Below are 11,907 nucleotides of genomic sequence, written 5' to 3' on the forward strand. Positions count from 1 at the left end.
CAACACGCTTTGAAGGAACCGGGTTCGTGGACACAGACCGTGACAAAGTAGACACCATGCGTTTACCTTGGTTACGGTCTGTGGATACCTTGGCACCGCCAAGCCACGAAGACCTGATCCGCCTCGTCGCCCTTGGCGACGAGGCGGCTTTCGAAACACTCTACGATGCTGTTTCACCCCGTGTTTTTGGTCTTGTTCGTAAAGTCCTACGAGACCAGGCACAGAGTCAGGAAGTTACCCAAGAAGTTTTTTTGGATATTTGGACTCAGGCAGCAAGGTTTGATGCCGACAAAGGCAAAGCAATGTCATGGATTCTCGTCATCGCTCACCGAAAGGCCGTTGACAAAGTCAGGGCTAGTCAAGCCAGTAGCGATAGGGACCTTCGCGAAGGCATCAAGGAATACCAGGAAAGTTACGACGATGTCGCTGACACAGTCGAAACGAAAATGGAAGCCGCCCGTGTGCAAAAAGCACTAGCAACCCTGACGAAAGCGCAGCAGGAATCTATCAGCTTGGCGTACTACGGTGGGTATACCCACCAAGAAGTGGCTAAGCTGCTGGATGTGCCAGTTGGCACAGTTAAAACCAGAATTCGTGACGGAATGATAAAACTCAGGGACACGTTAGGAGTGCCGTGATGGAAAATCAATTACATTTGCTCACCAGCTCCTACGCCCTTAATGCCTTGGAACCGGAAGAGCGCAAAGAGTTTGAACGCTACGCCCTCAGCAACCCAGAAACATCTGCAGAGGTTAGGAGTCTGAGCGAGACTGCGGCTTTGCTTGCTTTCAACACAGCCGAAGAAGCACCGCCTGCTGCTTTGAAGATAAACCTGATGGCCGCTATTCGAAACACCCCTCAAGTACCCGCCACATCCGTTGTTCGTGATATTTCCTCGGCCACTGGCGTTGGCTCACGTAACAGAGCCGCGGGCCATCGCCCTACTGGCGAGCAAAACAGGGCACAAAACAAGCGGTGGGTTCCAGCACTCAGCGCGGCAGCAGCGCTTGCCGTATTTGCCGGTGTTGGTGTTGGCGGATGGGCTGTAGGCCAAAATTCCAACCAACAAGAATTAGCCCAGGAACTCCTTACTCTCCAGCAACAGCAAGCGGCTTCCGCTGCTCAACAAGAAGCCATGCTGAGTATTGTTAGCTCCCCGGATGCGAAAATCGCCAGGACTGCCCTCGGAGATAGCGGGTCCGTGACAGTGGCCTCGTCCAGTAAAGCTGACAAAGCAGCCGTGATGGTTCAGGGGGTACCTGCATTGCCAGCAGATAAAACCTATGAACTATGGTTCATTTCAGCTGCTGGTGCAGTACCTGCAGGACTGATGACTAGCGATGATCCGGCGGTGCCTGGCATGCAGGTCTTGAACGGATCTCTGGCCGGAGCCACCCACGTGGGCATCACTGTAGAACCTGCTGGTGGATCTCCGGCTCCCACTACCACCCCAATTTTGGTCCAAGCCATCTAGGCCGGGTAGCTGCGTTCACCACTGTTTTAGGAAAAGAAAAGCCCATTGGAGCAATCCAATGGGCTTTTCGTTCCGAAGTACCCATAAGTACTTCTACCGGCTAAACCGGCGGTAGACAATCAAGCGTTCTAAGGAGCCCGACATGGGCAAAAGAAGCATGTCGTTGAATCAATCTTCCGCACAGTCACTTCTCCACGGAGGACTTGCGGGTGTTATTTCCGCAGGTATTTTGTTCGGTGTGGCTCAGCTGTTGGCGGCGTTTTTCTCGCCAGTCTCGGCACCCCTGACATCTTTGGGTTCCACCTTTATTGATTTCACCCCAGGTTGGCTGAAAGATTTTGCTATTGCCACTTTTGGCACTAATGATAAATTGGTGTTGCTAATCTCAATGGGCATTGTTGCAGCGCTGCTAGCTGCCGCTGCCGGTGTGGTGGCCCGGAAGAACCTGCGGGTTGGCTACATCATGGTTCTGGTGTTCGCCGTTGTTTTGGGCCTGAGCGTCATCACGCGTTCCGGCGCCGGCGTCCTTGACCTCTTCCCCCTCTTGGTCGGAACCACGGCCGGTATACTTTCGCTCCGTTTTCTAACACCCACAGCTACCACCACAGCCCAGGTCGAAGTGGATAAACCGACGGTCCACACCCCAAGTCGCCGATCATTTTTTCTAAAGTCTGGTGCGCTTGCGGCAGTAGCCCTCGTGGCGGGCTTTGGCGGCACAGTTCTTGGTAATGCCCGTAATAAGGCCAGAACGATCCGGGAAGCGCTTAAACTCCCGGCTCCCAAGACCAAAGCGGCAGCATTGCCTGACGGTGTTCAGGCCCCCGTGGAGGGTATCAGCTCGTTTGTGACGCCAAACGCTGATTTCTACCGGATCGATACAGCCTTGGTGGTGCCAGAACTTGACCCCTCAACGTGGGCACTTCGAGTCCATGGGATGGTCGAGGAGGAATTTACCATTGGGTTTGATGAACTGTTGGCCTCTGAGCTTGTTGAAAGCTGGACCACGTTGACGTGCGTTTCCAATGTGGTGGGTGGCAATCTTGTCGGAAATGCTAAATGGCTGGGCTACCCGTTGCGTGAAGTTCTGGCACGGGCCAAGCCAAAGGCTGGTGCTGACATGGTGCTCTCTACCAGCAGTGACGGCTTCAGCGCCTCTACTCCCCTGCCAGTGCTGCAGGACGACCGTAACGCCATACTTGCTGTGGGCATGAATGATGAACCGCTTCCCTTGGAGCATGGTTTCCCCGTTCGTATGGTTGTCCCTGGCCTTTACGGCTATGTTTCAGCCACGAAATGGGTGGTTGACCTTGAAGTGACAACGTTCGCGGAAAAGGAAGGTTACTGGACCTCACGCGGCTGGACCTCGCACGGACCCATCAAAACTTCATCGCGTGTAGAAGTGCCACGCGCACTAAGCAGGGTCGAGGCTGGCAAGGTTGTCATTGGTGGTAGCGCTTGGGCCCAAACCAAGGGCATCTCCAAAGTTGAGGTCCAACTCGACGGTGGAGATTGGCAGCTAGCGGAATTGGCTAGCGAAGCATCTGTAGATACCTGGCGCCAATGGTCATTTATTTGGGATGGGGCACAATCAGGTACCCACAAGGTCACCGTGCGCGCCTACGACACCGACAATGTCCTCCAAATTGAAGACAAGGCTCCGCCTGCACCGAACGGTTCCAGTGGCTGGCATTCAATGACTTTCACGGTTATCTAGCCCTGGGTCTACTGGCTGTAAACTACAACCATGACTGACACAACTGCGAATAACCGCACCGCTAATGGCTTTGGGATCGCCACCATTGCCAACTCAGGCGATGTTTTGGATGTTTGGTTTCCCGCGCCCAAACTAGGTGTCGGCGCAGACTCCTTGGGCAACGTCCCCGAAGCTAGCCCGGAGCTGACTGCATTGGCTGCGTCAGGGACGGACACCGACCGCGACGTGCACCAAAATGTTCTCTTTGCCCAAATTAATCTCGACGCCGAACCGGCAAATGCAGTTGACGCCTATCTTCGACTGCATCTGCTCTCCCACAGACTGGTGGCGCCGAACAGCATTAACCTTGAAGGAATCTTCGGCAAACTCAGCAATGTTGTCTGGACCAATTTTGGTCCAGCCCCGGTGCCCAACTTTGAGCTCACCCGCGCCAAGCTTCGCCTGCGGGGAGCGGTGACGGTTTATTCCGTGGACAAGTTCCCTCGAATGCTTGATTACGTGATCCCCACGGGTGTCCGGGTTGGCGATGCAGATAGGGTCCGCCTTGGAGCTCATCTGGCGGAGGGCACAACAGTTATGCATGAAGGTTTTGTAAACTTCAATGCCGGCACACTAGGTATCTCTATGGTTGAAGGCCGCATTTCTGCCGGGGTGGTTGTTGGCAACGGTACCGATGTTGGCGGCGGCGCCTCAATCATGGGCACCCTGTCCGGCGGCGGCAGGCAGCGAATTGTCCTTGGTGAGCGGGTCCTGCTTGGCGCCAACTCCGGTGTAGGCATCAGCATTGGCGATGATTGCGTGGTGGAGGCTGGCCTCTACGTCACAGCCGGCACCCGGGTTCGTCTCGCCGGAGCCAAGAACGCAGATGGCGAAGACACAACTGTGATTGTTAAAGCCAGTGAGCTTTCAGGTGTGCCCAACCTGCTCTTCCGGCGCAACTCCACCTCGGGTGGTGTCGAGGTGCTACCACGCAACGGTTCCGCTATTGAACTCAACGACAGTCTGCATGCCAACTAATCCACTAAACACCCCTCACATGCCCCTGGCTCCACTCTGTGGCGGCAGAATTTTTGGCGGTAAAGAATGAGGAGTCGGGCCGCTTTTGGTTGGCTCACCGTTTTGGTCCTCACTTCCGGTCTGCTCATTGGCAGTGGAATTTGGCTAGCCAACACGTTCAGCGGTGCCTTAGCCCCCGGCCTGTCGCTGGGATGCCAGGCCACAGTCGGTGAAAACAGCTACAGCCTGGCGCTGGACCAAACCGAAAATGCGGCCTTGATCTCCAACCTGGCGGTGCAAAGGGGCATGCCTGCGCGGGCAGCATCCATTGCTTTGGCCACCACCATGCAGGAGTCAAAACTGCGCAATATTCCCTACGGTGATCTGGACTCAGTGGGATTGTTCCAACAACGTCCATCTCAGGATTGGGGCAGCGTGGAGCAAATCATGGATCCTGTTTATTCCGCCAATGCTTTTTACGATGTTCTGGCACAAGTACCCAACTACGTGGATCTGCCTATCAACGATGCAGCTCAAATTGTGCAGCGCTCTGGTTTCCCTCACGCATACGCCCAGCATGAATCCCTTTCACGCGCTTTCGCCTCCGCATTGACAGGGCAAATGCCGCAGGGGCTTAACTGCACGTTGCCGCCGGCCACCTCCGGCAGTGCGCCGGAAACCGTGGGTGCGGCTGCGCAAGCGGCGTTGGGCCCGTTGGCCGCTATTACTTACACCACAGGAACCTCAGAGACAGTGCCCGCGAAGCCGGGAACAACGGCACAAGGTTCACAGCTGGAGTTTAGTGTCCCCGATGCCTATGGCTGGATGATGGCTCATTGGGCACTGGCCAACGCCAACCAGCTGGGTATTATCGAAGTCAGTTATGCAGATCACACATGGAATCGTGATGCCAACGCCGAGGGCCGCAACATGGGCTGGCAAGCCGGAAAGTCAACTGTTCAAGGACAGCTGAGAATCATCTTGGCCGCTGTTCCAAGCGCATGATGAAGCTTGTTGCCAAGCGCCTTCACACAAGCATCTCCACCACCGGCTGAACGTAACTGACAAACACTTCTTGGTCATCAAGTAAATTAGAGCTCATGATCAAACGGTTGGGCTCAATGAACCAGGCGCGCGGTTCAGAAAGCGGAATTTCAACAATAGCTAAGGTGAAATCCCTGGCACTTCGGCCCAGTTCCATTTCACGGTTGTGAACCAAATCGGCAAGAATCTTGTGCCCGCCGTGTGTTTCACGCGCAGTTGCCATCAATGAATATTGTTTTGACTGCTCGCGGGACCAGTTCAATGCGGCCCCGTAGTGTGCATGAGCCACTCGTTGGAGGGCGGGCATTCCAGCCAGTTCAGGAAAATCCGGAGGGGAGAAATTCTCTTGTTTCTCGGCAAAATTGTGCAAGATTGTTCTCCACCAAAATTCCCACTGGTCACGTAGTGCCTCTGAGCCGCCCACATCCGCTGTGAGCATGCTGTGGTCTGCGGCTTTCACAGGGGGCACCACGTGGGACAAAGCAGGAGTTCCTGCACCTACCAGTCCGGCCGCATCGCGCAGGTAAAGTGCCATCAGCATTGGCGGGCATGTATCCATGGTAATCCGCCAGCCTGGACCTCCGGTGTGGTGCATAGTTCCCGCCTCCAGCCAGCCGCAGAACAGGCGCGGCGATCCTACGCACCAGCTTACTCTGAACACGTCGACTCGGCATCGCCCACCTAGACGCTCGCTCACTTTATGCTCACTTTTGGCCAACGCTCGCTCACCTAGGTGAGCGAGCGTTGGCCAAAAGTGAGCATAAAGTGAGCGAGCGTCGGTTTGGTGGGTTACGCCAGCAAAGTGTGTAAGTGGCGTCGCAAAGTTGCCCTGCCTTGTTCCGGGGCTGTCCAGGCCGGCTGCAGAACCATGCGCAGGCTCAAACCATCCAAGAGACCAATCAATCGCTCCGCCTCATTGACAGGCACCAGGGATTGGGCGGCTAGTGGGCTTTGAAACAACGCCAGCAGCACGCGGCCCACCACAGCGCCGGTTGCTCTGTAGTCGTCCCGTGCGGCATCAGCGAGGTTCGTATTGGTACGGGCGTCGAGCATGAACTCCATACGCACAACAGCGTCAGCGCGCCGTGACTCATCGAGGGGCAAAAGTTCTTCCAAAACCACTGCACACTTTTCAATCACACCGTCAGCGCTTGTGGGTAGCGGGTCTTGTTCCAGGACTTCCAATTTTTCCAAGGCGCGTAAATGGATTCGCTCCGAATTCACGCTAAAAGCAAACACCATTAATTCGGCTTGGCTCTGAAAATAATGCCGCACTGATCCCAGTGCCAATTTTGCGCTCTGCGCCACGTTACGCAACGAGGCCTGTGTCAGCCCACGCTCGGCAATAACGTCAAATACGGCATCTGCAACAAGCTCACGGCGATCATCGGCATCCACAATTTTAGGCACACATCTTTTTTAGCACAGATGTTTCATGATTGCTCAATATCTGAGCGTAACATTCCTAATGCCCTGCTATGCGGTCCTTCTTTTTATCCAAGTACAGCAGCACTAACAAAACTAACATGATGACAAGGGAGCCAATAAAGAACGGCAAGAACACGCTCTTGCCAACCAGCAGTAACACTCCCAGCACCACAACAACAATGGGAAAAGCCATGGAAAAGGTGTGCAGCAGCAACTTCAACATTTTGTACTTCTCTAACTTTTTACAGGAATATGGGGCAGGACTTTTCATGAGAAAAGCGGCGGGAGACTTTCCAAGGGAAAGCCGCCCGCCGCCGCTGTACTTAACTCTTTAGCGCGAAGGGTACATGCGCTCCGGCTCACCCGTGTACAACTGGCGCGGGCGGCCGATTTTTGTTTGGGGATCCTTCATCATTTCGCGCCACTGGGCAATCCAGCCCGGCAGCCTGCCAATGGCGAATAAGACAGTGAACATCTTCTCAGGGAAGCCCATGGCCTTGTAGATCAGTCCCGTGTAGAAGTCCACGTTCGGGTAGAGCTTGCGGGAGATGAAGTACTCATCCGTCAGCGCAACCTCTTCCAAGCGCATGGCAATGTCCAGGAGTTCGTCGTTACCGCCGAGCTTCTCCAGAATTTCATGGGCCGTTGCCTTGACGATCTTGGCGCGGGGATCGTAATTCTTGTAGACGCGGTGGCCGAAGCCCATAAGCTTGACCCCCTCTTCTTTGTTCTTGACCCGCTCAACAAATTTCTCAACAGGTTCTCCGCTTTCCTGAATCTGACGGAGCATGTTAAGCACGGCTTCATTGGCGCCACCATGCAGCGGGCCGAAGAGGGCGTTGATGCCTGCAGATACGGAGGCGAACATGTTGGTGTTCGCGCTGCCCACCAAGCGGACGGTGGAGGTGGAACAGTTCTGTTCATGATCCGCATGCAGGATCAACAGCAGGTCAAGAGCCTTGACAACTACAGGGTCCATCTCATACTGCTCCGTGGGAACACCGAAGCTCAAGCGCAGGTAGTTTTCCACCAGGTTCATGGAGTTGTCCGGGTACAGCATGGGCTGGCCGATGGACTTCTTGTGCGCGTAGGCGGCAATGACGGGCATCTTGGCCATGAGGCGGATGGTTGCCATCTCAACCTGCTCGTCATCAAAGGGGTCCAGTGAGTCCTGGTAGAACGTGGACAGCGCCGAGACAGCAGATGACAGAACCGGCATGGGGTGCGCGTCACGCGGGAAGCCGTTGAAGAAGCCTTTGAGGTCTTCATTGAGCATGGTGTGCCGACGGATGCGCTGATCGAAGGCGTCCAGCTCTGCTGCCGTGGGCAGGTTCCCGTAGATCAGCAGGAAGGAGACTTCCAGGAAGCTTGAGTGCTCTGCCAGTTCTTCGATGGGGTAGCCGCGGTAGCGCAGGATGCCCTTGTCACCGTCAATGAAAGTAATGGCGGAGGAGGTTGCTGCCGTGTTAACAAAGCCGGGGTCATAGGCCACAGAGCCGGTGGTTGCCAAAAGCTTGGAAACGTCAAAGCCGTTGTTGCCTTCTACTGCTTCGAGTCGCGGAAGTTCTAGTTCTCCGCCGTCGTAGCGCAGTGATGCGCTCGTGGAATCAGTCATGGAGTCCCCTTCATGAGGTAGCCTGCGAAAGGCCTTCGTTAGTTCAATGCTAATGTCCGTCCGCAGGCACCTGCTCACGTTGAGTTAATCCCCAAGAAAACCATGAAACTCAGTATATTAAGAGTCGGGTGGCGTAGACGGCTACCTACGAAACTACCGCTTAGTAGCCCTTCAACACTAATCCTGTGGCCGATTGTGCCGTACGGGCCATCAAAATGGGTCTATTTTGCGCTGAGACGGCTTGCGGCCGCCGCAATGCGTTCGTCAGTACCTGTCAGTGCCACCCGGATAAATCCGTTTCCTGCTTCACCGTAGAAGGTGCCCGGACCTGCCAGAATTCCTCGTTCAGCGAGCCGGCCAATGGTTCTCCAGGTGTCCTCGCCCGCTGTGCACCATAGATAAAGGCCAGCCTCTGAGTGGTGGATTGTGAGCCCAAACGTTTCCAAAGCCGAAACAAGCTGTTCACGACGCTTGCGATAAAGCGCTTTCTGGATCCTGACGTGGCTGTCGTTGGCCAGCGCCACAGTCATAGCGTCCTGAACCGGACGCGGAACTATCATTCCTGCATGTTTGCGGCTGTTGACGAGATTGGCCACCAGTGCGCTATCCCCGGCAACAAATGCTGCCCGGTAACCGGCCATATTGGATTGTTTACTCAATGAGTAAATAGCAAGCAGGCCCTCATGTGAGCCGCCACTAACCCGCGGATCCAGCACGCAAGGCACTGCTTCGCCACCATTTTCAGGATCCCACGGTCCCCAGCCAAGCTCGCCATAGCATTCATCGGAAGCCACAACAGCTCCGATGGACCGGGCCTGCTCAACGAGCGTGCGAAGTTCTTGCACACCGCGGACAATTCCTGTGGGGTTGCCCGGAGAATTCACCCACACCAACCGCACCTTTGCGCGGGTCTCCGCGTCCAGCTCATCAAGGGAATCGGCGGCCACAGTGGTGGCACCGGCAAATACCGCGCCCATGTCATAGGTGGGGTAGGCAACTGTTGGCCGCATAATAACGTCATCCGCGCCCAGACCCAGCAGCAGCGGCAGCCACGCTACCAGCTCCTTGGAACCCACAGTTGGCATGACATTCACCGGATCAAGATCTGGGACGTTACGGCGCCGCGCAAACCAGTCAACAACAGCCTGACGCAAAGCCAGCGTGCCATGCGTTGTTGGATAACCCGGCGCATCCGCAGCAGCCCGCAGCGCATCCTGAATCAGATCTGGGGTGGGGTCCACGGGAGTGCCGATTGACAGGTTCACCACCCCGTCAGGATGCTTCGCCGCAGTAGCCAGATAGGGTGCCAACGCATCCCAGGGATAATCTGGCAGCTGCAGGCCCAACGGCCGCACAGGCTCATTGGGCTGGCTGGGCTCATTTGAGGGTGCGTTGGAGGTGCTCTGCGGGACCTTCGTCATCGGGTGCGGCTCAGTCCTGGTTCTGTGGCGGAAGTGCTGCAATCAGCGGGTGATCGGTGTGCGTATTTCCTACCTTCGCAGCACCGCCCGGGGAGCCCAGCACGTCAAAGAACTCGACATTTGCCTTGTAGTACTCGGCCCACTCGTCAGGGGTGTCATCCTCGTAGTAGATCGCTTCCACGGGACATACCGGTTCACAGGCACCACAGTCAACGCACTCGTCGGGGTGGATATAGAGCGAGCGTTCACCTTCGTAGATACAGTCAACGGGGCACTCCTCGACACATGCCTTGTCCTTGACATCCACGCACGGTTGCGCAATTACGTACGTCACGTACCCAACCTTCCTTACAAGTTTTCAACCGGCACAGATCGGACCGGTCTGTTCATTATCCATCACCACCGCCGTCGCTGCACATCCACGAGACTTAGGATGAAGTGGTGAACAGTGCAAATGAGAGACTCGCGCAGCTTCCGCTGGGCACCCGAATGGTTGTCCGCTACCGGATTGACGGCTCGCTCACCGACGCATTAGGCGATCTCAGCGACCGCGATGACCACGGCGTTACCATCACCACTCGTTCCGGGCCACTGAGAATAATGTTCGACGACGTCCAGCTCGCCAAGTCTGTGCCACCGCCACCGCCTCGGCGAGACAGGCGTGCATAAGCCAGACGGGCGTGCGTAAGCCAGACAGGCGTGCATGGCTAAACCCTGCTGAACCGATGGCTGCAGGCCCGCTTCACGCCCTTTTTGCACCACCCTTTTTGCACGGCCGCGCACTTTACCGCCTGGTTGTGCCGCCCCGTATCAGTATCCAGGTGAGCCAGGCGACCAGCGGTGTAACCACCGCTATGCCGTACAGCCAAACCGAGCCCTGGGTGTTGTTAAAGATCATGCCAAACGAACCCAACTGCAAAGACAGAAGTCCTGCTGTGGCGTAGGCAGCGCCTCCGCAACAGATGACTATCCACGAGCTTTTGCTCCATAGCCCCACGAACAGGCTCACTGCCGCGAGCAGAAGCAAAGCAAGGACGGCGCCGTAAGGAATGGCGCTGTGTGGCCCATCCGGGAACCAGGCGTGTCCGTGCAGTGAAGTCCCCAGTAACCCGGCACCCACTCCGGCACCAACCGCGGCTGAAATCACTGCCAGGCGTCGCGGCGCGGGGAATGAGAAACGTGAGGTGCCCTGCTGGGGGTTTTCCACCGGAAGGCCCTGCACGGGGTTCTGCTTGCCCGGAAAATTCACCGGCACGTTCATGCTTTTTCCTGCCCATAAATCAGCGCGGGATCCACAGCGACAAATTCTTCCACGGCGGCGATGTCTTTCCACACATTATCTGAGAGTGCATAGCGCTGCCGGTCCACGGTGATTTGGGTCCGGTGGGCCTTCATGGCCGCAGTTTTGGCGCAAAGATTGCCCGCAACTGCCAACCGCACAACACCATCCTCGTGCGGGCGCTCCGGCCGATCACTAACAATGGCATAGACATGAGGCACCACCCATCCCAAAGTACCGGGAGCTGTCCCAGGAGCTGTCCCGGCTGCGGCAGAAGCGCCAGCACCAACTGCGGGGCTGGACACCGGAACGGCAGCAATCCGCAGTGCTGCCATGGTGAGCTGGTGTGCCCGGACATGGTCGGGATGACCGTAACCTCCGTCAGCGGCATAACTAATGACGCTCTGGGGCCGCAGAGCCCGGATGGCCGCTGCCAAGAGTTCCGCGGTCTCCTCAAAGGGTGCGCGGGAGAGGGACCCTGGCAAGACTGTGGTGGCCGCAGTGGCTCGGCCATCTTGGCCCCACGCCATGCCAGAGTCGCGGAAGGTCACCTCGCCTCCGGCTGGTGCCGTGAGTCCTTGCCCCAACCAGATATGCTCGCTAACACCCAACGCGGCCAGAGCAGCCGCCAACTCCTGCTCTCTTACGCTAGCCAACCCCGCACCTGGCAGGGGGGCATCCCTAAGGGGGTGTCCGGCGTCGTACATATCCTCGCTGAGGAACGCCGGCTTAACTTCCAGATGAGCCAACTCAGCCGGAATAACCTCCCCCAGCTCTCCTCGCGTGCACGTCACCAACACAACATTGACACCTTGGGCTGCCGCTGCGGCCATGGTTCCACCGGTGACAATGGTCTCGTCATCCGGGTGTGCATGGACAAAAAGTGCTGTGGTGTTTGGGGGCATACCGGGCAACAATGCGGGTGTTTCCATGGCA

The 11,907-nt window shown here is 56.6% G+C and carries 14 protein-coding genes; 6 read left to right on the top strand and 8 right to left on the bottom strand.

What is annotated here, in order from left to right; genetic code table 11:
• Positions 1 to 26 precede the first annotated feature (26 nt).
• The 5 genes from sigK to AAFM46_RS12995 all read left to right on the top strand — a co-directional run bounded on the left by sigK (position 27) and on the right by AAFM46_RS12995 (position 5,189).
• On the top strand, positions 27 to 638 hold the full coding sequence (gene sigK, locus AAFM46_RS12975; protein ID WP_343318198.1) for an ECF RNA polymerase sigma factor SigK: 612 nt from the start codon (positions 27 to 29) through the stop codon (positions 636 to 638).
• On the top strand, positions 638 to 1,474 hold the full coding sequence (locus AAFM46_RS12980) for an anti-sigma factor (RefSeq protein WP_283530982.1): 837 nt from the start codon (positions 638 to 640) through the stop codon (positions 1,472 to 1,474). The genes sigK and AAFM46_RS12980 overlap by 1 nt, the downstream gene beginning before the upstream one ends.
• A 142-nt stretch (positions 1,475 to 1,616) precedes the next feature.
• Positions 1,617 to 3,188: a molybdopterin-dependent oxidoreductase gene (locus AAFM46_RS12985; RefSeq protein WP_283530983.1), complete on the top strand. Its 1,572-nt coding sequence runs from the start codon at positions 1,617 to 1,619 to the stop codon at positions 3,186 to 3,188.
• A 30-nt stretch (positions 3,189 to 3,218) separates the two neighbouring features.
• Positions 3,219 to 4,205 (top strand): 2,3,4,5-tetrahydropyridine-2,6-dicarboxylate N-succinyltransferase, encoded by a 987-nt coding sequence (gene dapD / locus AAFM46_RS12990; RefSeq protein ID WP_343318202.1) that lies wholly within the window; start codon positions 3,219 to 3,221, stop codon positions 4,203 to 4,205.
• A gap of 66 nt (positions 4,206 to 4,271) precedes the next feature.
• Positions 4,272 to 5,189, top strand: a complete 918-nt coding sequence (locus AAFM46_RS12995; RefSeq protein ID WP_343318204.1) for a hypothetical protein — start codon at positions 4,272 to 4,274, stop codon at positions 5,187 to 5,189.
• Between the two features lie 22 nt (positions 5,190 to 5,211).
• On the opposite strand, the gene AAFM46_RS13000 is transcribed toward AAFM46_RS12995, so the two are convergent.
• From AAFM46_RS13000 to fdxA, 6 genes are all read right to left on the bottom strand, one after another.
• Positions 5,212 to 5,769 (bottom strand): hypothetical protein, encoded by a 558-nt coding sequence (locus AAFM46_RS13000; RefSeq protein WP_343318206.1) that lies wholly within the window; start codon positions 5,767 to 5,769, stop codon positions 5,212 to 5,214.
• A 248-nt stretch (positions 5,770 to 6,017) separates the two neighbouring features.
• Positions 6,018 to 6,638 carry a TetR family transcriptional regulator C-terminal domain-containing protein gene (locus AAFM46_RS13005; protein ID WP_343318208.1) on the bottom strand — a complete coding sequence of 207 codons (621 nt, stop codon included), beginning with the start codon at positions 6,636 to 6,638 and terminating at the stop codon, positions 6,018 to 6,020.
• Between the two features lie 55 nt (positions 6,639 to 6,693).
• The gene (locus tag AAFM46_RS13010; RefSeq protein WP_343318210.1) at positions 6,694 to 6,849 is read right to left on the bottom strand and encodes a hypothetical protein; all 156 of its coding nucleotides are present in this window, start codon (positions 6,847 to 6,849) and stop codon (positions 6,694 to 6,696) included.
• Positions 6,850 to 6,987: 138 nt separating this feature from the next.
• A complete protein-coding gene (locus tag AAFM46_RS13015; RefSeq protein WP_283530989.1) occupies positions 6,988 to 8,271 on the bottom strand; it encodes a citrate synthase in 1,284 nt (427 codons plus the stop codon).
• Between the two features lie 221 nt (positions 8,272 to 8,492).
• A complete protein-coding gene (dapC, locus tag AAFM46_RS13020; protein ID WP_343318213.1) occupies positions 8,493 to 9,692 on the bottom strand; it encodes a succinyldiaminopimelate transaminase in 1,200 nt (399 codons plus the stop codon).
• Positions 9,693 to 9,702: 10 nt separating this feature from the next.
• The gene (gene fdxA, locus AAFM46_RS13025; protein WP_283530991.1) at positions 9,703 to 10,026 is read right to left on the bottom strand and encodes a ferredoxin; all 324 of its coding nucleotides are present in this window, start codon (positions 10,024 to 10,026) and stop codon (positions 9,703 to 9,705) included.
• A 107-nt stretch (positions 10,027 to 10,133) separates the two neighbouring features.
• Here fdxA and AAFM46_RS13030 point away from each other — a divergent pair, with 107 nt between their 5' ends.
• Positions 10,134 to 10,361, top strand: a complete 228-nt coding sequence (locus AAFM46_RS13030; RefSeq protein WP_283530992.1) for a hypothetical protein — start codon at positions 10,134 to 10,136, stop codon at positions 10,359 to 10,361.
• 115 nt (positions 10,362 to 10,476) lie between these two features.
• Here the strand turns inward: AAFM46_RS13030 and AAFM46_RS13035 are convergent, their stop codons facing one another.
• Positions 10,477 to 10,953: a hypothetical protein gene (locus AAFM46_RS13035; protein WP_343318217.1), complete on the bottom strand. Its 477-nt coding sequence runs from the start codon at positions 10,951 to 10,953 to the stop codon at positions 10,477 to 10,479.
• Positions 10,950 to 11,903, bottom strand: a complete 954-nt coding sequence (locus tag AAFM46_RS13040) for a PIG-L family deacetylase (RefSeq protein WP_343318219.1) — start codon at positions 11,901 to 11,903, stop codon at positions 10,950 to 10,952. Before AAFM46_RS13040 ends, AAFM46_RS13035 begins: the two co-directional genes overlap by 4 nt.
• Positions 11,904 to 11,907 lie beyond the last annotated feature (4 nt).

Source organism: Arthrobacter sp. TMP15 (assembly GCF_039529835.1).
GTDB lineage: Bacteria > Actinomycetota > Actinomycetes > Actinomycetales > Micrococcaceae > Specibacter.